Source organism: Jiangella anatolica (assembly GCF_003236295.1).
Lineage (GTDB): Bacteria > Actinomycetota > Actinomycetes > Jiangellales > Jiangellaceae > Jiangella > Jiangella anatolica.
In genome coordinates, this window is the sequence record NZ_POTW01000017.1 from 51,115 (window position 1) to 69,107 (window position 17,993).

Genomic DNA, 17,993 nt, shown 5'->3' on the forward strand with positions numbered 1-17,993 from the left:
GAGGGCCTCTACGGTCGGACGACCGCAGAACGAGGAGGATCGATGACGAACCCGACCGTCGCCGCAGGCACCCGCACGCCGCTGCGGCGCGGCGCCGAGCTGGCCGAGCGCGCGAGCCGCGTCCTGCCCGCCGGCGTGTCCAGCGACGCCCGGCGCGGCCTGCCCGAGCCGGTGTACGTCGACCACGCTCGCGGTGCGCGGCTCACCGACGTCGACGGCAACGACTACGTCGACTACGTCCTCGGCCAGGGCCCGATGATCCTGGGCCACAGCGCGCCCGAGGTGGTCGAGGCGGTGACCCGGCAGGTGGCCCGCGGCCAGGCGTACGCAGGCCAGCACCCGCTGGAGGTCGAGGCCGCCGAGCTGGTGCAGGCGATGGTGCCGGGCGCGGACCTGGTGCGGTTCAACACGGTCGGCTCTGAGGCGGTGATCGGCGCGTGGCGGCTGGCCCGCGGGTTCACCGGCCGGCAGAAGATCCTCAAGTTCGAGGGCCACTACCACGGCTGGCTGGACGCGGCGCTGTGGAGCCTGCATCCGCCGGTCGACGCGGCCGGCCCGGCGCTCGCGCCGGTCGCCGTCGCCGCGAGTGGCGGGCAGCAGGCCAGCGCGGGCGCCGACCTGGTGATCGCGCCGTGGAACGACCTGGCGGCGTTCACCGCCCTGCTGACCCGGCATGGGGAGGACATCGCCGCCGTGGTGATGGAGCCGCTGCTGTGCAACACCGGCTGCATCGCCCCGGTGCCCGGCTTCCTCGAGGCGGTCCGCGACCTGACCGCCGAGGCCGGCGCGCTGCTGATCTTCGACGAGGTCATCACCGGGTTCCGGCTGGCCCCAGGCGGCGCGCAGGAGTGGTTCGGCGTCGTGCCGGACCTCGCCGTGTACGGCAAGGCGATCGCCGGCGGGCTGCCGGTGGCGGCCATCGCCGGGCGCGCCGAGGTGATGGACCAGATCACCGCCGGCACCGTGGGCCACGCCGGCACGTTCAACAGCAACCCCGTCGGCATGGCCGCGACGGTGGCGACGCTGACCCGGCTGCGGCGCGACGGCGACGAGCTCTTCCCGCGGCTGCGTGCCCTCGGCGGCCGGCTGATGGACGGGCTGCGCGAAGCAGCGGCCGACGCCGGCGTCCCGATGCTCGTCGACGGCCCCGGCCCCGTCTTCCAGACCTACCTGACCAGCGCCGACGCGGTGCTCAACTACCGCGACTTCGCCGCGACCGACCGGGCCGACATGGCCCGGCTGCACGCCGCCCTGCTGCGTCGCGGCGTCAACATCGTCCCCCGCGGACTGTGGTTCCTGTCCGCCGCGCACACCGAGTCCGACGTCGACCAGACAGTCGAGATCGTCGCCGACATCCTCCGCACCTGGTAACCACCCGCACCACCAGAGTTGATCATGGAGAAATCGGGGTTCCGGGTCACTGGGAAACCCGATTTCTCCATGATCAACGTGGGGTGGGGGTATCCAACGACCCTGGGAGCCGCCATGCACCTGCACCGTTCCCTCTTGCTGGCCGTGGCCACGGTGGCTGCGGCCATCGCCGGGCCGACCGGCGCCGCCGCCGATCCGGATCCGCCGGCCGTCGTCCGCGCGTCGGTCGTCTCCGACGAGTTGGCCGTGACGAACGTCGTGCCCACGTGGGGCGCGCAGATCCCGAAGGTCGTCTACGACGGCCACTTCTACTACGCCACGACGCTGGACGGCGACGGCGCGCAGTACCCGTGGTCCGCGCAGGTGTGGCGGTCGCGCGACGGCGCCGGCTGGACGCCGGTGCTGCGGCTGCCGGGGCACGTGTACCAGCCGGCCGGCCTGCTCGTCGACGGCGAGGGCGACCTGCACCTGCAGGTGGCCTGCTACACCGGCGCCGAGTGCTACCCGGGCGTCGCGCCGGCGCCCGGCGGCGAGCTGGCCGCCGTCTACCCGGTGCGGCTGGAGTTCACCGAGCGCAACGCCGACGGCTCGGTCGACTTCGCCGACTTCACCGACCACACGATCCGCGCCGCGGGCAGCGAGCGGTACTACCAGGGCCTGGCCGTCGACCCGTCCGGCCGGTACCTGTACTCCGCCTACGCCGTCGACGGCTGGGACCTGTGGATCAACGTCTTCGACACCGTGACGGGCGCGGACGTGCACACGAGCAAGGTGGCCAGCCCGCCGGCCGGCCGCGCCTGGCTCTACCCGCGGGTGCAGCCGGGGACGGCGCCGAGCGAGGTGTCGCTGACGTTCAGCCAGTACGTCCTCGGCGGCCCGAACTCGGCCTACCTGGACGCGGCGCTGCTGTTCTCCTCCGACGACGGCGGCCGGACCTTCGGCCACCAGGAGGTGCTGACGTCCAACCCGGCGCCGGACGGCGACGGCAACTGGGTGGACGCGTCCGACCTGACCGTCGGCCCGGACGGCGACGTCCACACCGTCTTCTACCGGCGCGACGGCGGCGTCGGCACGCTGTACTACCAGCGCGGGCTCGACGGCGACCAGGTACCGGTCGGGCCGCTGGACAACCACTCGCAGATCCTCGTCGCGCCGGACGGGAGGATCAGCGTGTTTTCCAGCGAGGGCGCCGCGCTTGCCGTCGCCACCAGCGCCGACGGCGTCGACTGGACGATCGAGCGGCACACCGTCCCCGGCGTCGCCGCCGCGCTGTGGCCGAACCTGCTCGGCGCCCGCCAGGGCAGCCGGGTCCCGCCCGGCTTCGGCGGCCGGCGGCCGACCGTCGGCATGCTGATGGCCGGCCAGACCAGCGGCGACGCGGCGTTCCACCCGCTGCTGTTCGTCCGTTACAAGGACTGATCGCGTCAACAGCGCATCGCCTCGACGGCCTCGGGGTCGATCTCGACCCCGAGGCCCGGGCGGTCCGGCGGCAGCAGCAGGCCGTCGGCGATGACCGGCGGCTCGACGACGATGTCGCGGACGTAGCGCAGCGGCCCGACCACGTCGGACTCGTAGGCGAGGTTCGCGACGACGACGCCGACGTGGGCGCACGCGGCCGTGGCCAGCCCCATCTCGCACTGGCTGCCGAGCAGGCCGGTCAGCCCGGCGGCCTCGGCGGCGGCGAACGCCTTGACCGCCTGCAGCGGCCCGCCCATCTCCGTCACGTAGACGTTGAGCACGTCGGCGGCGCCGCGGCGGACGATCTCGCCGACGTCGCGCAGCTCCCAGCAGGACTCGTCCAGCAGCAGCGGCGTCTCCAGCCGGTCCCGCAGCCGGGCCAGCTCGTCCAGGTCGCGCGGCGGCAGCGGCTGCTCGATCAGCTGCAGCCCGTGCCGCTCCAACGGGCGCAGCGCGGCCAGCGCCTGGGTGGCGCTGCTGTAGGCCATGTTCGCGTCGACCTTGATCGCGACGTCGTCGCCGACGGCGGCCCGCACGGCGGCGACGACGGTGTCGTCGACCCGGCCGGGCCGGCCGATCTTCAGCTTCACCGTCGGGAAGCCGGCCGCGACCGCCTCCTCGGCGGCGGCGACCGTCGCCTCGACCGAGCCCCACGGGATCGGCCACGCCACCGGCACGGCGTCGCGGGCCCGGCCGCCGAGCAACTGGTAGGCGGGCAGCCCGAATGCCTTGCCGGCGAGGTCGAGCAGCGCCATCTCGACACCGGCCCGCGCGGCGTGCCCGCCGTCCATCGGCAGCGGCAGCCGCCGCCACATCGCGGCGGCGCAGCGCGGCAGGTCGCACGGGTCCAGGCCGACGACCGCCGGACCGAGGATCAGCTCCACGTCCTGGCACAGGCCGCGTCCGACCCGGCCCCACGACATCGCGATCTCGCCCCAGCCGGTCAGTCCCTCGTCGGTGTCGACGCGCACGAGCCCGAACTCCGACGCGGCGATGGCGCCCTGCGTCGCCACCATCGGGGTGATCCGCCGGCCGCGGATCGGGACGGCCGTCACCGAGGTGATCTTCATGCCGGGTCCTCCTGTCGCCGGGTCTCGTCGGTCCGATCCTGCCGCGCGGCGGCGAATGCGCCAGGCCGGTTCTTGCCCAGTGCCAGCACCACCTCGATCCGGTCCGCATCCGGCGCGACGGTGGCGACGGGGTACGTGCGCGGGTCGGTCTCGACGACGTCGAGTAGGCCGTAGCCCGCCCGCAGGTCCGGCCGGTATCCGTCCGGGACGATGCCGGTGACCAGCCCGGTCGTGACGGCGGGCGCTGCCGGGGTGGCCCACCACCAGCGCCGCGGCACCCCGTCGAGCCGGACGATCGTGACGGTGCGACGGCGCCGGTCCAGGGTGAGCCGCAGCAGCGTCGCGCCGGCCGCGTCGACGCCGATGACGACGGCCGCGTCGCCGATCTCGGCCACCCGCAGCGCGGCCGGCTCCAGGCCGGGCGGGTCGGTGCGGTAGACGCCGGAACCGGTGCGGCGCGACGCCTCGACGTCGACGACGGTCGCCGGGGTGAGGTCGGCGAACGCGCACTCGCCGTCCAGCCAGACGGTGACGATGCCACGGCGGACGGCGACCGCGGCCGAGCCGGGCTCCCAGCCGGTGCGCACGTGCGCCTCGCCGAGCGCGGCCGACTGCCAGGACCGTGCCACCGGCTCCGCGGCGGTGTCACCGGGGTGCCAGAGCGCGGCGTACCCGCTCCATGCCATCAGCAACTGCTCGCCGCGGCGCGGGGTGCGGGCCGGCCACACCTCCAGCCGGCCGGGAGCGGCCTCCTGCGCGGCGACCGCGGCCAGCGCCGGGTCCGCGCGCTCCCGGGCCAGCGCCGACAGCACCGCGCACATGCCGGTGCTCGACCCGTAGTGCGGCCGCCCGTCCGCCGTCGCCGTCCGCCGCGGCAGGTAGATCGCCAGGCCGGGCGCCGGGTCCAGCGCCCGCGCATGCGCCGTCAGCAGGTCGTGGCCGGTGACCCGGCGCAGCGGGTCGAGGAACTGCACCTGGCTGAGCACCGTCGACGCCCAGAACTCCATCCCCTCCGGCGCACCGCAGTCAGTGGCCAGCGCGCCGGGCAGCAGGTGGTCGCGGAACTGCCGCTCCGTGTCGGCCACCCACGCCTCGGCCTCGGGGACCCGGTCCAGCAGCGCCAGCGCGCCGATCCCGAACCCGGACCACTCGACGCTGGAGTGGTGCGGGGAGTGCCGGTCCGCGCCGGCGCCGACCGGGCCGCGGACCACCGGCCGGGAGAACCAGTCCGCCGCCAGCCGGCGCAGGCAGTCCGCCAGCACACCGGTCACCTCGTCGGCGGCACCCGGCGCCAGCGCCTCGCCCACGCAGTCGAGCCCGACGGCGAGCGCCTTGACGATCCTGGTCGTCGCGTAGGCGGTGCCGTAGTCCGGCGGCAGCGACGCCTCCCGCCGCCACCGCCGCGCCGTGCCGGCCAGCCGCGCCGACGCGGCGTCGGTGACCCACGGCGAGCCGTCCAGCCGCGCCGTCAGCGCGAGATGCTCGAGCACGGCGGCGTCGGACATGATCGCCCAGAACCGGTCGTAGAGGTTCTCGTACACCGGGTCGTCGGCGACCGGCGCGATCCAGTCCTCGGCCACCGGCCGGGACGCCCACAGCCGGGCGTCGACCAGCATCCCGGCCAGCACCTGGTCGCGGAACGTCATCGGGCGGCCAGGAAGCGGTCCAGCACGTTGCGGGTCAGCGCCGACACGACGTCGTCGACCAGCAGCGACGTGACGAACGCGATCGAGCCGGTGGACACCACCTCGCCGCGGCCGAGCGCCGGCACGTGCACCAGGTGGGCGCCGCCGCCGTCGGCGTTCAGGCCGCGGGCCAGCAGCGTCGTGCCGGGCGGCGAGTGCGGCGAGAGCTTGTCGGTCTCGTGGCCGGACGCGCCGCCGAGGATCCGGCCGTTCAGCGACTCCCGCCCGAACACGTCGCCGGCGGCGAGCCCGGTGCCGGCGAACGCCCAGTGCGCCGGCTCCACCACCTCGTACGGCGCCGCTGTCAGCAGCCCGCGCTGGTCGTAGCCGACGCCGAGCAACGCCGCCTCCGGCTCGCGCCGGGCGGTGAACCGGCTCCAGTCCGGCCCCGACCCCGGACCGAGCATGCGCGTGTCGCCGTTGTGCACGAGCATCCGGTCGTCGTCGAGCAGCTCGACCTCGCAGTTCAGTCCGTTGCCGCCCAGGTGCAACAGCCGCCCGCCGGCGTGCACCCAGTCGCGCACCTGCCGGAACATGCCGTACGTCCAGTACTCCGGGTGGCAGCCGAGCACGAGCACCCGGTACGCGTCCAGCGGCACCTCGCCGCGGTCCAGCCGGGACTCCGCGTACAGGTCGTAGCCGTAGCCCTGCCGCTCGAGCCAGGCCAGCAGCCGCCAGTCCGCGGCGGCCAGATGGGCGCCCGGCCGGGTGGTGGTCGGCTGGTCGACCTGCTCGGCGAGCGGGATGCTGAGGTCGGGGTCCGGGCGGCGCGACGACAGCGGCGGGTAGTGCTCCGCCTCCCACTCACCGGCCGCCGGGTCGGCGTAGAAGGCCAGGTCCTGACGGCGCGAGACCGCGGGGACGGCCGGCAGCCCGGCCGGGTTGAGGTAGTTGCTGCGCCCGCCGAAGGAGTTGTACGCGGCCCAGGTGAGGTCGCTGGCCAGCACGGCCACCTCTGAGGCCGGCGTCGACGGCGACACGATCCACGGCAGCCCGTGGAAGCCGCCGCCGTCGTCGCCGACGTGCACGAAGTACAGCCCGCCGCGCTCCGGCGCGACCACCTGCTGGCCGGGGAACTCGCCCGGCGACCAGTCCACGCCGGAGCCGGCGACGTCGCCGTCGGGCAGCGGGATCGCGGTCGCGCCCGGCTCGTGCTCGCCCATGCCCAGGGGCGCGACGAGCTCCCGCTCGGCGCCGTAGCGCCACAACGAGAGCCGGTAGGGGAGCGGGCAGGACACCCGGATCTGCGCCGTCCGGCCCGATGTCGCCTCCTTCGGCCAGACGAAGCCGTACGTGCGGTCGCTCAGCAGCCGGAACCGGACCGGCTCGGCGCCCACGTCGGCGGCGGTGCGCTTCGGCCCGTAGCCGTCGCGGGACAGCACGACGGCGTACCGGCCGGGCGCGACCTCGGCGTCGATCCGGCCGCTCGCGCCGGACCGGCAGCTCACCGCGACGCCGTCAGCGCCGGTCAGCTCGACGGCGACGTCCGCGATCGCGACGTCGTTCTCGTCACTGACATAGCCCACTAGCATGTGCCCTCCAGCATCAGACCTAGGTTCGGGGCGGCGGGATGAGCGCAGAGGTGACGGCGGCGGACGTGCGGGCCGCGGCGGCGCGGCTCGGGCTGGCCGGGCGGCCGGTGTGCCTGCACTCGTCGCTGTCGTCGTTCGGGCGGGTCCGCGGGGGAGCGGACGCGGTCGTGGACGGCCTGCTCGCCGGCGGCGGCACGCTCCTCGTGCCGGCGCAGAGCCCGGTGTTCGCCGCGCCACCGCCGGCCGGGCACGTCCCGCTGCCGGACAACGCCGAGGACGACGGCTCGATCCCGTGGACCCGCCCGGCCGCCGGGTACGACCCGGCGGACGACGCCATCGGACCGGAGATGGGCGCGATCGCGCGGGCGGTGCTGGCCCGGCCGGGGCGGGCCCGCGGCCGCAACGCGCTGTCGTCGTTCGCCGCGGTCGGCCCGCTGGCGGACCGGCTGGTCGCCGGGCAGAGCGCCCACGACGTCTTCGCGCCGCTGCGTGAGCTGGCCGCGCGCGACGGAGCCGTGCTGCTGGCCGGGGTCGGGCTCGACGCGCTGACGCTGCTGCACGCCGCCGAGGAGGACGCCGGACTGCCGCCGCTGACCCGCTGGGCCCGGGTGGCCGGTGCGCCGGACCCGGTGCCGACCCGGCACGGGAGCTGCTCGCGCGGGTTCGAGCGGCTGGCGCCCGCGCTCGCGCACGTGGAGCTGACGACGGCGGCCGGGGCGAGCCGGTGGCGGGCGTACCCGGCGGCGCGCACGCTGGCCGCCGCGGCGGACGTGTTCCGGCGCGACCCCGGCGCCGCCGCCTGCGGCCGGCCGGACTGCCGGCGCTGCGCCGTCCGGGCCGCCGGGGGCTGACCGCCGGGGACCAGAAGCGGTCTTGACCTGGTCATCGTGGTGTGGCGCCGACCGTGACCCCGCCGCGCAGGGCCGGGTTCTGCGTCATGATCCGGGCCAGCTCGGTGCGCTGCTGCGGCGTCAGGGGCAGCAGCGGGCGCCGGCAGTGCCCGCCGTGCTGGCCGCGCAGCTCCAGCATCGTCCGGTAGAGCGCGAGATCGCCGACGTCGCCGAGCGGGCGCCGGGTGTAGAGGTAGCGGTACTGCCGGATGGCCGCGGCCCACCGCCGCGCGGTCGCCAGGTCGCCGGCGCGCACGGCGTCGTAGAGGGCCAGCGCCTCGGGCAGCGCGACGTTGAGCACGCCGCTGATCCAGCCGTGCGCGCCCTCGGCCAGGCCGGACAGCGGCGCCATGAACCCGCCGTAGAACAGGGCGAAGTCCGGCCCGGTCTCGTCGATCACCTCGGGCACCTGGTGGACGGTGGGGAAGGTGCTCTTCACGCCGTGGATGGCGCCCTCGCGGTAGAGCCGGCCGACGTCGACGGCGTCCAGCTCGGCGGTGCCGCTGTTGCCCGGGTTGTTGTACAGCAGCACCGGCACCGGGCTGGCCGCGCCGACCGCACGGATGTGCGCCAGCACCTCCTCGCGGTGTGGCCGCATGTAGTAGGGGAGGATCACCAGCACGGCGGCCGCGCCCTCGGCGGCGGCCGCGCGGGTCAGTTCGACCGACTCGGCCGTCGACGCGGTCCCGGTGCCGGCCACGACCGGCACCCGGCCGGAGGCGGCCTCGACCGCCGTCGCCACCAGCTCCACCTTCTCGTCGTGGGACATGGCCACGAACTCGCCGCTGGTCCCGGCCACCACCAGGCCGTGCGCACCCTGGTCGACCAGCGACTCCAGGTGGCTGCGGGTGGCCGGGCGGTCCAGCCGGCCGGCCTCGTCGAACATCGTCAGGCTCGCGGGGAGGACCCCGGACAGGGAGATGCCGTCGCTCATGTCGTAACCCAATCCTTACATAGGACCTATGTCAAGAGACTTGACTACACTTTGGCGTCAACCTAGATTCCCGTCCATCCCCTCCGGCGGATCGACCCACCAAAAGGAGCGTGTGATGTCGAAGCGTCAGTTCCGAGTCCTGGCCGCGGGCCTGGTGGCCGCGGTCGTGCTCGCCGCTTGCGGCGGCGGCTCGACCGATGATCCGGCGGCGGGTGACGGCGGTGACGATGGCGGCCAGTCCGCCGGGCCGCTGCGGATGCTCGGGGTGGAGCCCACCCAGGGCTTCGATCCGGCCACCGCTTTCGCCGACGCGTCCCGGGTGCCGATGGCGATGATCTACGAGACCCTCACCGAGCGGGACGGCGACGGCGAGATCGTCGGCGCCCTCGCCGAGTCGTGGGAGATCTCCGAGGACGGCACCGTCTACACGTTCACGCTGCGCGACGGGATCGCCTTCAGCGACGGCTCGCCGATCACGGCCGCCGACGTGGTGTTCTCCTTCGAGCGGGCCAAGGACGGCGAGGCGCTGTCCGGCCAGCTGGGCACGCTGACCTCGGTCGAGGCCGTCGACGACACGACCGTGCGGTTCACCCTGGCCGGGCCGATGAGCACGTTCCCCGCGCTGGTCGGACGCCCGGCCAACGCGGCGATCCTGTCCGAGGCGGCCGTCACCGCCGACCCGGACTACTTCACCATGCCGACCGTCACGTCCGGCCCGTGGTCGTTGTCGGAGTACACGCCGAAGAGCCAGATGACGTTCACCGCCAACGAGCACTACTTCCGCCCGCCGGGCATCGCGACCATCCAGGTGTCGTTCAACAACGACCCGACGGCCAACGCGGCCGCGCTGGAGTCCGGCTCGGCCGACGTCGCGAGCGTCGCCTACTCCGACGCCGAGCGGCTGAAGGCCGAGGGCACTCTCCAGATCATCCAGTCCGACCAGCTGGCCCCGCTGTTCTGGGGCTGGGACCGGACGAAGGCGCCGTTCGACAACAAGGACGTGCGCCAGGCCGTCGCCTGGGCCGTCGACCGTGAGGGCAAGCAGGAGGCCTGCTGGTTCGGCACCGGTGGTGTCACCTACGGCAACATCCTGCGTCCCTGGGACGCGGCGTACGAGGAGATCAACACCTACCGGGCCGACAGCCGGGAGGACGCGCTGGCCGAGGCCGCGAGCCTGCTGGACGAGGCCGGCTGGGTCGAGCCCGACGGCGGCGGCACCCGGGTGGCCGACGGCGTCGACGGCGTCGAGGACGGCACCCCGCTCGCGTTCGAGGTCCCGTACGAGGGCAACTGGCCCGCGGCCGAGTGCCACGTTCAGCTCCTGCAGCAGAACCTGCAGGAGGTCGGCATCGAGGTGACGCCGCGCAAGTACGACCCGGCCGCCTACTGGGGCGACGTCGGCAACGGCCTGTTCACGATGTACCACGGCGGCGCCGGCGCGGCCGACTCGATGGACCTCTACACGAACTGGTTCGCCTCCGGCGGCTCGCTCACCGCGCTGACCACGCACCTCGCCGACCCGGAGATCGACGCGAAGGTGACCGAGGCGCAGCAGGTCGACGAGGCCACGTCCATCGAGCTCATCAAGGAGCTGGAGCAGTGGCAGGCCGACGAGCTGCCGATGCTCGTGGTGGGATACCAGTGGCCGCAGGTCGGCATGACGCAGCGGGTGCAGAACTACAAGCCCGGCGTCGACGCCGACTCGTACACGCTGGTCGACGCGACGCTGTCCGAGTGACGTCCGCGCCGGCCGGCTAGGGGGAGGCGCAGGTGGTCCAGTACATCGCACGTCGGCTCTTGCTCGCGATCCCGCTGCTGTTCGGGCTGAGCATCCTGGCCTTCGCCTACGTCCGGGTCATCCCGGGCGACCCGGTGACCGCGATGCTGGGGGTCAACAGCGATCCGGAGCTGGTCGCGCGGCTGCGCGACCAGCTCGGCCTGAACGAGCCCTGGTACCAGCAGTACACCAGCTGGCTGGGCAACGTGGTGACCGGCGACCTCGGGCTGTCGTACCGCTCCCGGATGCCGGTGTCGGACATCCTGATCGACCGGATCCCGGCGACGCTGGAGTTGGCCCTCGGCGGCCTGCTGGTCGGCCTGCTGATCGCCATCCCGGCCGGCCTCTACGCCGGGTTCCGGCGCGGCGGCCGGGCCGACAACGTCATCACCGGCGCCACGCTGGTCGGCCTGGCCACCCCCGGCTTCTGGCTGGGCACGCTGCTCATGCTGCTGCTCGCGTTGCAGCTGGGCTGGCTGCCCAGCCAGGGCTACGTCCCGTTCGACGTGGATCCGGTGCAGAACCTGCGGCTGCTGGTGCTGCCGAGCCTGACCCTGGGTTTGGCGATCGCGCCGTACCTGGCCCGGCTCACCCGCACCGCCGTCGTCGAGACCGGCGGCGAGCCGAGCGTCTCCTACGCCCGGGCGCAGGGCCTGCCGGAGGGCACGGTGGCCCGGACCGTGGTGCTGCGGATCTCGCTGCCGTCGCTGATCGTGGCGATCGCGCTGACGGTCGGGTTCCTGCTGGCCGGCTCGATCATCGTCGAGGAGCTGTTCAACTGGCCCGGCATGGGCCGGCTGGTCGCGGCCGGCGTCAGCGAGCGCGACTATCCGATGATCCAGGCGCTGATGCTGATCTACGGGGTGATCTTCATCGTCGTGAACGTCATCGCCGAGGTCCTGCAGGGCCTGCTGGACCCGAGAGTGAGGCTCACATGAGCGCCGTGGCGGTGGCGGCCGCGACGACCGCCGGCCCCCGGGTGAAGCGGGGCTGGAAGATCTGGGTCGGCGGCGCGCTGCTCGGCATCCTGGCCCTGTTCATGCTGGTCGGGCCGCTGATCTCCGGGTACGACCCGAACGCGACGGACCTGGAGGCGCGCTTCGCCGGACCGTCGGCGCAGCACTGGCTCGGCACCGACGACCTCGGCCGGGACCTGTTCACCCGGATGGCCGTCGGCGGCCGGATGACCATGCTGATCGCGCTCGGCGCCGTCGCCCTCGCGTCGGCCATCGCGATCCCGCTGGGCCTGCTCACCGGGTACCTGGGCGGCTGGGTCGACCTCGCCGTCATGCGCGTCGTCGACCTGTTCTTCGCCATCCCGACGCTGCTGGTCGCGATCGGCATCGTCGGCCTGTTCGGGCCGTCGTTCAGCACGACGCTGCTGGCGCTCGGGCTCGCGTTCTGGCCGTTCTACGCCCGGCTGGTGCGCAGCGCCGTCGTCGGCGTGCGCGACCTCGCCTACACCGACGCGGCCCGGGTGATCGGCGCCGGGCCGTGGCGGATCATCCGCAAGGAGATCGTCCCGGCGCTGCTGCCGCTGCTCATCGTCCAGACGACGGTGCTGCTCGGATTCGCCGTGCTGGACGAGGCCGGGCTCGGCTTCCTCGGCCTGGGCGTGCAGCCGCCGGACCCGTCCTGGGGCGCGCTGCTGGCGCAGTCGCGCGGGTTCGTGCTCAGCCATCCGTGGATCGGCGTCATCGCCGGTGTCCCGATCCTGCTGGTCGTGCTCGGCATCAACATCATGGCCGACGTGCTGCGCGACCGGCTCGACCCGCAGGGAGCCAGCACATGACCGGCCAGCCGTTGCTCAGCGTGCGCGACCTCGCGGTGGAGTTCGGCCACGGGGCGGCGACGTCCCGGCCGGTCGACGGCGTCGGCTTCGAGGTGGGCGAGCGGGAGATCGTCGGCATCGTGGGGGAGTCCGGCTGCGGCAAGAGCCTGACGCTGCTCGCGCTGCTGGGCCTGCTCCCGGCCGGCGGGCGGGTCGCCGCCGGCTCGATCACGTTCGGCGGCAAGGACCTGCTCGGCGCCGGCCCGTCCGTGCTGCGGTCGCTGCGCGGGCGGCAGGTGGCGCTGATCCCGTCCGACGCCGGCGCCGCGCTGAACCCCGTCGCCCGGGTCGGGAGACAGCTGCGGCTGAGCCTGCGCACCCACCAGCCGCAGCTCACCGGGCAGCAGCGCCGCGGCCGGGCGCTGGACGCGCTGCGGCGGGCCCGGCTGCCCCGGCCGGAGCAGGCGCTGGCCGCGTACCCGCACGAGCTCAGCGGCGGCATGCAGCAGCGCTCGGCGATCGCGCTGGGGCTGCAGAACGAGCCGCGGCTGCTGCTGGCCGACGAGCCGACGACGGCACTGGACGTGTCGATCCAGGCGGAGATCCTGAAGCTGCTGGTGCACCTGCGCGACGAGCTGGGCTCGGCGATCGTGTTCGTCACGCACGACATCAGCACGGTCCGGGAGATCTGCGACCGGGTCGTCGTCATGTACGCCGGACAGGTCGTCGAGCAGGGCGGCGTCGACGAGGTGCTCACGTCCCCACGGCATCCGTACACCGCCGCCCTGCTCGGCAGCATCCCGCCGCTGGGCGGCGTCCCGCCGGAGCAGCTGGAGACGGTGACCGGCATGCCGCCGGACCCCGGCGCCTGGCCGGGCGGCTGCCGGTTCCAGGCCCGCTGCCGCCGGCATCTGTCGCTGGGCGAGCCGGAGGAGTGCACCTCGACCTGGCCGGGCAGCGCCGACGGGATCTCCGTCCAGGCCGCCTGTCACTTCCCTTTGGATGCCAGCTCCTTGGAGGAGGTGCGCCGATGACCGAGCCTCTGCTGTCCATCGAGCGGGTGTCGCACGAGTTCGGCGCCCGCCGCGCGCTGCTGCCGGGCCGGCGCACGCATCTCGCCGTCGACGACGTCTCGCTGAGCGTCGCCGCGGGCGAGTCGCTGGCGCTGGTCGGCGAGAGCGGCTCCGGCAAGACGACGTTGGGCCGGGTGGTGGCCAAGCTGCTCACCCCGACCGGCGGGACGGTGCGGGTCGACGGCCGCGACGTCGGCGGGCTGAGCGGCCGCGAGCTGCTGGCCTACCGGCGCACCGTCCAGATGATCTTCCAGAACACCCAGCACGCGTTCAACCCGCGGCGCAAGATCCGCGACATCCTCGCCGACCCGTACGAGATCCACGGACTGCCGGCGCCGGGCGGCCGCGACGCCGCCCTCGGCGAGCTGCTGGAGCGGGTCGGCCTGCATGCGTCGATGCTGGACCGCTACCCGCACCAGTTCAGCGGCGGGCAGCGGCAGCGCATCGGCATCGCGCGGGCGCTGAGCCTCGGCCCGCGGCTGATCGTCGCCGACGAGCCGGTCTCCGCGCTGGACGTGTCCGTGCAGGCGCAGGTGCTCAACCTGTTCGCCCGGCTGCGCCGCGAGCTGGGACTGTCGCTGCTGTTCATCAGCCACGACCTGCGCGCGGTGTACTTCCTGTGCGAGCGGATCGCCGTGCTCTACCAGGGCCGGCTGGTCGAGGTGGCGCCGCGTGAGCGGCTGCTGGAGCATCCGCTGCACCCGTACTCGCGCCGGCTGATCGCGGCCGTGCCCGGGCTGGGTGAGCGGGACAGCGCCGAGGTCAGCGCGGCCGACGCGCCGGCCGCGGCGCCGGACGCGGGTGAGTCCACCGCGGCCGCCGTGGCCGGCGCGGAGCCGGTCACCGGGGTGGGCTGTCACTACGCGTCGCGGTGCCCGCTGCACCTGCAGCTGGGCCGGCCGGAGCGCTGCCTGACCGAGCGGCCGGCGCTGCGGGCCGCCGCCGGCGGGTCCGCGGTCGCCTGTCACTTCGCCGGCGATGAGCCGCCGGCGCCGGTTCGGTCCGTCGTGTCCGAGGAGGTCGGGTGAGGATCGCCGTCATCGGGACCGGTCTCATGGGGCTGCCCGTCGCCGGCCGGCTGGTCGACGCCGGCCACCACGTCACCGTGCACACCCGCCGGCAGGAGAGCGCCGAGCCCGTGCTCGCCGCCGGGGCCGGCTGGGCGGACTCCGCCGCGGCCGCCGGCGACGGCGCCGGCCTGGCCATCCTGTTCCTGCCCGACCCGCAGACCGTCGAGGCGGCCGTGCTCGGGCCGGACGGGCTGCTGTCCGCGGCCGAGCCGCCCGCCGTCGTCGCCGACATGTCGACCGGCCCGCCGGAGCTGGCCCGCCGGATCGCGGCCGCGGCCGCGGACCGGGGCGTCGCGGCCCTCGACGCGCCGGTGTCCGGCGGCCCGCCGGGCGCGGCCGCCGGCACGCTCACCATCATGGCCGGCGGCACGCCGGAGGCGTTCGCGCTGGCCCGGCCGGTGTTCGCCGAGCTCGGCACGGCGGTGCTGGTCGGCGGGCCGGGCGCCGGGCAGAGCCTGAAGCTGGTCAACCAGCTGCTGATCGCCGGCATCGCCGGTGGCATCGCGGACGCGTGGGCGCTGTCCGGCGCGCTCGGGCTGGATCCGGCCGTCGTCGCGGAGGTGGTCGGCCGCGGCTTCGGCGCCGGCCCGCTGCTCGGCTTCATGTGGCCGCGGCTGGCCAGTGACGACCTCGCGCCCGGCTTCAAGGTCGACCACATGATCAAGGACCTGACGCTGGCGCTGGCCGCGGGCGACGAGCACGGGCTCGACCTCGCCGCCGGCCGGTCCGCCCAGGAGCGCTACCGCTGGCTCTCCGACGCCGGCGGCGGCGACCTGGGCACCCAGGCGCTGTACCGGCACGCCGTCCGGGACCACTCCACCGTCGAGGAGGACGACCGACCATGACCGCCCTGCGCCTGCCCGGCCGCTACTACCGGCTCAAGCCGACCATCGCCGACCCGCTCGGCCACGCCGTGGAGGAGCTCGAGCTCGGCCTGGACGACACCGCGCTGCTCCTCGTCGACGTGTACGGCGCGGGCTTCGACGACGAGCCGGCCGACGGGCTGGACGGCATCTACGCGGTCGACCAGGAGATGCGCGACATCGTCCGCGACCGGATCCGGCCGGTGAAGGACGCCGCTCGCGCGGTCGGGCTGCCCACCGTCTACCTCACCAACTACCTGTCGCCCGGGATCGACGAGGGCAACGAGTGGCGCAACCTGTCGCTGCGGGTCACCGGCGTCGACGTGCTGACCGACTGGAAGCCGCCGACGCCGATCCTGGAACACTCCAAGGTCATCGCGCCGGACGACGACGACGTCCTCGTCCGCAAGCAGTACTACAGCGGGTTCCACGAGACCGAGCTCGACAGCGCGTTGCGCAACCGCGGCGTGCGCAACCTCGTCGTCGTCGGGTTCGACAGCCGGCTCTGCCTGGGCACCACCGTCGTCGACGCGCTCTACCGCAACTACCGGGTGATCGTGCTGCGCGACTGCGTGTCGACGTTCGAGTGGCCGGAGACGCGCGAGGGCGGCTGGGCCAACTTCGTCGCGATCCGGCACATCGAGTGCAACGTCGGCTACACCTCGACGGCGGAGGACTTCCGGGCGGCCTGCGCCACGGTGGACGCCGGATGAGCCCGGCCGTCATCGACGCGCACGTCCACTCCGGCCCGCCGAAGTACCCGCCGATCTCGGACTACGTGCCGGTCATGGCCGAGTCAGGGATCGCCGGCGCGGTGCTGGTGCAGCATCTTGGGAACGCCGACAACCGCTACCTGCGGGGCGTGCTGCGCTCCGATCCGGCCCGGTTCGCCGGCGTCGCGATCGTCGACCGCGTCGAGGACGCCGGCGGTGTGCTCGCGGACGGGTTCGCCGGGCTGCGGGTGCCGCCGACGGGGCTGCCCGACGGCAGCGGCGACGCCGTGTTCGACCTGCTCGACTCGGAGTCCGCGGTGGCGAGCGTCACCGGTCCGTTCGACGGCGTCGTCGCCGGCCGGTTCGCCGCGATGGTCGCCGAGCGGCCACGGCTGCGGGTCCGGCTGGAGCACCTGGGCTGGTTCCGCTACCACCCCGGCTCGGCCGACATCGCGGCGTTCGACCGGCTGCTCGCGCTGGCCGCGCTGCCCAACGTCACGATCATGTGGTCGGGCTTCTTCGCCAACGCCGCGGCGCCGTACCCGTACCCGGACGCGCTGCCGTACCTGGAGCGGTCGCTGGCCGCGTTCGGGTCGGAGCGGATCATGTGGAGCGGCGACTGGAACCGGGCCGGGCTGGCTCCGGGTGAGTACTCGGCGGCGGTGGAGCTGGCGCTGTCGCACTGGGGGCTGTCGGCCGCGCAGGCGGCCGACGTCCTCGGCCGCACCGCCGCCCGGGTGTTCGGGCTGCCCGCCTCCGTCACGGAAGGAGCATCGTCATGACCGGGGTCGCGATCCTCGGGCCGGGCGCCATCGGCGACCTGCACGCCCAGGCCCTGGCCAGCATCGGCGTCACGCCGGTCGCCGTCGCCGGGCCGAAGCCGGACGAGCTGGCCGCGTTCGCGTCGGCCCACCGGGTGCCGCGCACGTACGCGACGCTGGACGAGCTGCTCGCCGACGACGCCGTCGAGGCCGTCATCGTCGCCACCCCCAGCCACCTGCACGCGTCGCAGTCGGTGGCGGTGCTGGAGGCCGGGCGGCACGTGCTGTGCGAGATCCCGACCGGGCTGTCGCTGGCCGAGTCGGTGTCGGTGGCCGACGCCGCAGCAGCGGCCGGCCGGGTGGCCGCCGCCGGGTACACGCTGCGCTACTGGGAGCCGCACCGGCGCATCGCCGGGCGACTGGAGGAGACCGGCACGCTGCCGACGCTGGTCGTGGTGCGGCAGCTGATGCTGCGGCAGAGCGACGTCGGCTGGACCGGGAAGGTGCGCGACTGGACCGACAGCGCGCTGTGGCACCACGGCGGGCACATCATCGACGCGGCCCTGTGGCACCTGCGCCCGGCCGAGCCGGTCACCGTCGCCGGGACCGCGGGGCCGCCGTGGCCGGGCAGCGGCTCGCCGATGGACGTCGCCGCCGCCCTCGTGACCGGCGACGGCCGGCTGGCGTCGGTGGCGATCTCGTACCACAGCCGGGCCTCGATCAGCGACGTGCTGGTGATCGCGCCGGACCTGACCTTCCAGGTCGACGGCGCCGTGCTGCGGGAGAACGGCGCCGTCGTCTACGACGGCGGCGAGGTCGCGGACGAGCAGTTCGCCGCCGTCGCCGCGCAGGACCGGGCCTTCCTCGCCGCGGCCGCCGGTGGCCCGGCGCCGCTGGTCCAGGCGGCCGACGTGGTGCCGGCCGCCCGGGTCCAGTCCCTCCTCGAGGCCGGCTCGCTCCCGGACTGACGTGGCGCGTTGGTCACCTGATCGTTCCCTGGAGAACGATCAGGTGACCCAGCGGAC

General features: G+C 74.5%; 16 protein-coding genes. 12 read left to right on the forward strand and 4 right to left on the reverse strand.

Annotation, left to right across the window (positions count from 1 at the left end; all coding sequences use genetic code 11):
- Nucleotides 1-42 precede the first annotated feature (42 nt).
- Together C1I92_RS09395 and C1I92_RS09400 are read left to right on the forward strand one after the other, a co-directional pair.
- Nucleotides 43-1,371 carry an aspartate aminotransferase family protein gene (locus tag C1I92_RS09395; RefSeq protein ID WP_111254406.1) on the forward strand — a complete coding sequence of 443 codons (1,329 nt, stop codon included), beginning with the start codon at nucleotides 43-45 and terminating at the stop codon, nucleotides 1,369-1,371.
- Nucleotides 1,372-1,485: 114 nt separating this feature from the next.
- Nucleotides 1,486-2,790 (forward strand): hypothetical protein, encoded by a 1,305-nt coding sequence (locus C1I92_RS09400; protein ID WP_111254407.1) that lies wholly within the window; start codon nucleotides 1,486-1,488, stop codon nucleotides 2,788-2,790.
- Nucleotides 2,791-2,795: 5 nt separating this feature from the next.
- On the opposite strand, the gene C1I92_RS09405 is transcribed toward C1I92_RS09400, so the two are convergent.
- The 3 genes from C1I92_RS09405 to C1I92_RS09415 are packed head-to-tail and all read right to left on the reverse strand — an operon-like array spanning nucleotide 2,796 to nucleotide 7,116.
- A complete protein-coding gene (locus C1I92_RS09405) occupies nucleotides 2,796-3,899 on the reverse strand; it encodes a mandelate racemase/muconate lactonizing enzyme family protein (RefSeq protein ID WP_111254408.1) in 1,104 nt (367 codons plus the stop codon).
- On the reverse strand, nucleotides 3,896-5,545 hold the full coding sequence (locus C1I92_RS09410) for a hypothetical protein (protein WP_111254409.1): 1,650 nt from the start codon (nucleotides 5,543-5,545) through the stop codon (nucleotides 3,896-3,898). The genes C1I92_RS09405 and C1I92_RS09410 overlap by 4 nt, the downstream gene beginning before the upstream one ends.
- Nucleotides 5,542-7,116 (reverse strand): carboxypeptidase-like regulatory domain-containing protein, encoded by a 1,575-nt coding sequence (locus tag C1I92_RS09415; RefSeq protein ID WP_111254410.1) that lies wholly within the window; start codon nucleotides 7,114-7,116, stop codon nucleotides 5,542-5,544. The genes C1I92_RS09410 and C1I92_RS09415 overlap by 4 nt, the downstream gene beginning before the upstream one ends.
- A gap of 38 nt (nucleotides 7,117-7,154) precedes the next feature.
- Between C1I92_RS09415 and C1I92_RS09420 the strand changes: the two genes are divergently transcribed.
- The gene (locus tag C1I92_RS09420; RefSeq protein ID WP_111254411.1) at nucleotides 7,155-7,967 is read left to right on the forward strand and encodes an AAC(3) family N-acetyltransferase; all 813 of its coding nucleotides are present in this window, start codon (nucleotides 7,155-7,157) and stop codon (nucleotides 7,965-7,967) included.
- 31 nt (nucleotides 7,968-7,998) lie between these two features.
- Here the strand turns inward: C1I92_RS09420 and C1I92_RS09425 are convergent, their stop codons facing one another.
- Nucleotides 7,999-8,940: a dihydrodipicolinate synthase family protein gene (locus C1I92_RS09425; protein ID WP_111254412.1), complete on the reverse strand. Its 942-nt coding sequence runs from the start codon at nucleotides 8,938-8,940 to the stop codon at nucleotides 7,999-8,001.
- A 115-nt stretch (nucleotides 8,941-9,055) separates the two neighbouring features.
- Here C1I92_RS09425 and C1I92_RS09430 point away from each other — a divergent pair, with 115 nt between their 5' ends.
- From C1I92_RS09430 to C1I92_RS09470, 9 genes are read left to right on the forward strand one after another with little or no spacing between them, the layout of a single operon-like run.
- Nucleotides 9,056-10,678, forward strand: coding sequence for an ABC transporter substrate-binding protein (locus tag C1I92_RS09430; protein WP_158564057.1), 1,623 nt, complete (start codon nucleotides 9,056-9,058; stop codon nucleotides 10,676-10,678).
- 32 nt (nucleotides 10,679-10,710) lie between these two features.
- The gene (locus C1I92_RS09435; protein WP_111254414.1) at nucleotides 10,711-11,655 is read left to right on the forward strand and encodes an ABC transporter permease; all 945 of its coding nucleotides are present in this window, start codon (nucleotides 10,711-10,713) and stop codon (nucleotides 11,653-11,655) included.
- Nucleotides 11,652-12,509: an ABC transporter permease gene (locus tag C1I92_RS09440; RefSeq protein ID WP_111254415.1), complete on the forward strand. Its 858-nt coding sequence runs from the start codon at nucleotides 11,652-11,654 to the stop codon at nucleotides 12,507-12,509. The genes C1I92_RS09435 and C1I92_RS09440 overlap by 4 nt, the downstream gene beginning before the upstream one ends.
- Nucleotides 12,506-13,522 carry an ABC transporter ATP-binding protein gene (locus tag C1I92_RS09445; protein WP_111254416.1) on the forward strand — a complete coding sequence of 339 codons (1,017 nt, stop codon included), beginning with the start codon at nucleotides 12,506-12,508 and terminating at the stop codon, nucleotides 13,520-13,522. The genes C1I92_RS09440 and C1I92_RS09445 overlap by 4 nt, the downstream gene beginning before the upstream one ends.
- Nucleotides 13,519-14,589 (forward strand): oligopeptide/dipeptide ABC transporter ATP-binding protein, encoded by a 1,071-nt coding sequence (locus C1I92_RS09450; RefSeq protein WP_111254417.1) that lies wholly within the window; start codon nucleotides 13,519-13,521, stop codon nucleotides 14,587-14,589. Before C1I92_RS09445 ends, C1I92_RS09450 begins: the two co-directional genes overlap by 4 nt.
- The gene (locus C1I92_RS09455) at nucleotides 14,586-15,476 is read left to right on the forward strand and encodes an NAD(P)-dependent oxidoreductase (RefSeq protein WP_111254418.1); all 891 of its coding nucleotides are present in this window, start codon (nucleotides 14,586-14,588) and stop codon (nucleotides 15,474-15,476) included. Before C1I92_RS09450 ends, C1I92_RS09455 begins: the two co-directional genes overlap by 4 nt.
- Nucleotides 15,473-16,207: a cysteine hydrolase family protein gene (locus C1I92_RS09460; protein WP_111254419.1), complete on the forward strand. Its 735-nt coding sequence runs from the start codon at nucleotides 15,473-15,475 to the stop codon at nucleotides 16,205-16,207. Before C1I92_RS09455 ends, C1I92_RS09460 begins: the two co-directional genes overlap by 4 nt.
- A complete protein-coding gene (locus C1I92_RS09465; RefSeq protein WP_111254420.1) occupies nucleotides 16,204-16,989 on the forward strand; it encodes an amidohydrolase family protein in 786 nt (261 codons plus the stop codon). Before C1I92_RS09460 ends, C1I92_RS09465 begins: the two co-directional genes overlap by 4 nt.
- Nucleotides 16,986-17,936: a Gfo/Idh/MocA family protein gene (locus C1I92_RS09470; protein WP_111254421.1), complete on the forward strand. Its 951-nt coding sequence runs from the start codon at nucleotides 16,986-16,988 to the stop codon at nucleotides 17,934-17,936. The genes C1I92_RS09465 and C1I92_RS09470 overlap by 4 nt, the downstream gene beginning before the upstream one ends.
- Nucleotides 17,937-17,993: the final 57 nt, after the last annotated feature.

Coding starts and splice junctions, on each gene's coding strand:
- C1I92_RS09395 (WP_111254406.1), top strand. CDS start 43: ATGACGAACCCGACCGTCGCCGCAGGCACCCGCACGCCGCTGCGGCGC.
- C1I92_RS09400 (WP_111254407.1), top strand. CDS start 1,486: ATGCACCTGCACCGTTCCCTCTTGCTGGCCGTGGCCACGGTGGCTGCG.
- C1I92_RS09405 (WP_111254408.1), bottom strand. CDS start 3,899: ATGAAGATCACCTCGGTGACGGCCGTCCCGATCCGCGGCCGGCGGATC.
- C1I92_RS09410 (WP_111254409.1), bottom strand. CDS start 5,545: ATGACGTTCCGCGACCAGGTGCTGGCCGGGATGCTGGTCGACGCCCGG.
- C1I92_RS09415 (WP_111254410.1), bottom strand. CDS start 7,116: ATGCTAGTGGGCTATGTCAGTGACGAGAACGACGTCGCGATCGCGGAC.
- C1I92_RS09420 (WP_111254411.1), top strand. CDS start 7,155: ATGAGCGCAGAGGTGACGGCGGCGGACGTGCGGGCCGCGGCGGCGCGG.
- C1I92_RS09425 (WP_111254412.1), bottom strand. CDS start 8,940: ATGAGCGACGGCATCTCCCTGTCCGGGGTCCTCCCCGCGAGCCTGACG.
- C1I92_RS09430 (WP_158564057.1), top strand. CDS start 9,056: ATGTCGAAGCGTCAGTTCCGAGTCCTGGCCGCGGGCCTGGTGGCCGCG.
- C1I92_RS09440 (WP_111254415.1), top strand. CDS start 11,652: ATGAGCGCCGTGGCGGTGGCGGCCGCGACGACCGCCGGCCCCCGGGTG.
- C1I92_RS09445 (WP_111254416.1), top strand. CDS start 12,506: ATGACCGGCCAGCCGTTGCTCAGCGTGCGCGACCTCGCGGTGGAGTTC.
- C1I92_RS09450 (WP_111254417.1), top strand. CDS start 13,519: ATGACCGAGCCTCTGCTGTCCATCGAGCGGGTGTCGCACGAGTTCGGC.
- C1I92_RS09460 (WP_111254419.1), top strand. CDS start 15,473: ATGACCGCCCTGCGCCTGCCCGGCCGCTACTACCGGCTCAAGCCGACC.
- C1I92_RS09465 (WP_111254420.1), top strand. CDS start 16,204: ATGAGCCCGGCCGTCATCGACGCGCACGTCCACTCCGGCCCGCCGAAG.
- C1I92_RS09470 (WP_111254421.1), top strand. CDS start 16,986: ATGACCGGGGTCGCGATCCTCGGGCCGGGCGCCATCGGCGACCTGCAC.